Source organism: Oleiphilus sp. HI0117 (assembly GCF_001635235.1).
Genome location: NZ_LWGA01000727.1, coordinates 1 through 2,162 on the forward strand (window position 1 = coordinate 1; position 2,162 = coordinate 2,162).

Annotated in this window: 2 protein-coding genes and 1 pseudogene; all 3 read right to left on the reverse strand. The window is 45.6% G+C overall.

What is annotated here, in order from left to right; translation table 11 throughout:
* A partial coding sequence (locus tag A3757_RS10965; protein ID WP_156506281.1) for a M14 family zinc carboxypeptidase occupies positions 1-585 on the reverse strand: 585 nt, incomplete at its 3' end.
* A 37-nt stretch (positions 586-622) separates the two neighbouring features.
* Positions 623-1,720 carry an alpha/beta hydrolase gene (locus A3757_RS10970; RefSeq protein WP_068507721.1) on the reverse strand — a complete coding sequence of 366 codons (1,098 nt, stop codon included), beginning with the start codon at positions 1,718-1,720 and terminating at the stop codon, positions 623-625.
* Positions 1,720-2,162, reverse strand: a pseudogene (locus A3757_RS26715) (GNAT family N-acetyltransferase); the annotation flags it as partial. The gene A3757_RS10970 and the pseudogene A3757_RS26715, both read right to left, overlap by 1 nt.

The following is a 2,162-nucleotide window of genomic DNA, read 5'->3' on the forward strand; positions in this document are numbered from 1 at the left end:
GTGGAAGCCAAAGCCCGAATGACAGTCTAGCGTTAAGGTAAAGGGCGATTGATCAGAATAACGCTCGACCACCTCTACCAGCTTCTGGTTCTCAAGCTCCATTTGCTCCTCGACCTTGCCACAATACCAAGGCAGGTGTGGCGATATTCTTTGTCCGCCACCAAATAACAGGGCCTCGCTCTCTGCTTCCATCGGAGAGTTACGCATTAAATCCACACCATTGGGATTAGCACGTGTATTGAGATACATCCCGCCAGGATTAACTATCGGCAAAAACACTAAGTTCATTGCTTCTAATTGTTTGGCGACCACCACATCCCAAGACATTCGCGACAGCAGCATCTCTAGGTACGACAGCAAAACTTGTGTACCGATACGCTCGATCCCATGAACACCCGCCGAAATAATAACGGTCGGCAGCCCCGGGCGATAAGGTGTCATTTCAATGCTATACAGTGGCAGCTGATGACCGGCTAAATCAATATTCGCTTCGGTATTAACAACCAGAGGGTGCTTAGTGTGGGAAATAATCTGCTCTAACTGCCAAAGCTCAGGCAGCCGTTTTTTTATTTTATTTTTATTCATCAATATATCCGTATAAGCCGTACTCTCTCAAGATTGTCTATCTCGTGTAAGCATGGTGGTCTTCAAAAAAGAATGAAAAGCCTTTGACGATACGCCAGACATCAAATACCTGCCTTAAGCTAAAGCATGTATCACCATGGCTAATAAAAGGAGTGACCACTAAATCAACGTCTTTTTTCATCTCGCGTAGTTTGCGGTATAAGAGCTCTGACTGCCCGCAGGGAATGACATTGTCTGCCGCGCCATGCAGCAGAAAAACCTTGGCACTCAAATCATCTAAGCGAGAGACAATATCCAGAGCCTCTAATTCTTCTGATAGAGGCGTTTTCGCTTTCGAAAAAAGTAGTTCCCGGTACTGTGAGTCGCTCAAAACACGATGCACCAGACTCGCTTCACTCTGGCTTAATTGGTCGATGCATTGCCCTAAAGTAATATTACTACCCGGCTCCGGCTTGTTTTCTATATCAAGCAGGGTCGTTTCATTAATATTGTCCTGAATCGCTGCATCCAAGGCTTGTTGTAAAGCCAGGCAATTCTCATTGACCTTCGCCTCCATCACCATTGGGATAATTTTCTTCAGTACAATATAACGCCCATAGGGGTCTGCATCGGTATCGGTCAGCAAGTAGTTCATCACCGAATCAACTTCCGTAAATGCACCAATGGCACACACCGAGATGATTCGGTCTTTAACACGTTCATCCGCTGCAGCAGCCAAACATATGGCACCGGAAAAAGACGGCGCAAGAACACTCAGCCTACCCGAAGAACATAAGTGCGACTGATCCACCAACGCACTTAATATATCTGCAACCAAGTCGATCTGCCGAGGATCAATCTTCAAAGTTTTGATTGACTGAACATCAGGAGAAACCACTCTAAAGCCGACATGACATAGCGACTGACAAAGTGTAACGATACGAGAATCGTCTTTTCCAAAAGGAGACATGCCGTGAAAGAACGCAATGCATCCCTTCGGTTTTATATGCGGTTCATAGACATCAACACTGACGCAGCTGCTATCAATATCACTCCCCTCAAGATAAAGCAGTTCGCTACGGGCAGACTTCTCGCCCGACGCCTGCTCACCATGCAATGTCCACATCACATTCAATGCTTGCCAGGCCGCACGCATTATTTATCTTCCTGTTGTTCAATAACTTCAGGGATATAGCGCTTACGCTTCTTTTCCTTGATCTTACTGACATCGACCATCACTAAACCGTCGATACAATCACCAAAGTCAGGGTCAACACCAAAGCCCAAGAACTTTAGGCCACCCGGTTCACATAGGTCGCTATACTGCTTGTACAAAGTCGGCACGCTACAGCCCATATTCGACAAGATGTTCTTAAGAATCATAAAGTCTTCTTTATAATCCGTACCTGAAAAATTCTGGCTCAAGGCATCAAGCAGATCGTTTGAGAGCAAATAGGGGTGCTTCGATACAGCCTTAGGCCGAGATTCCGTCTCGTCAAAGCTGCCAAAATAAAGAGTGAAGAAGTAAACTAATAAATCTTTTGCTGCTTTAGGCAGGTCGTTCGAGATACTGACCGGACCATATAAGTATTTCACAT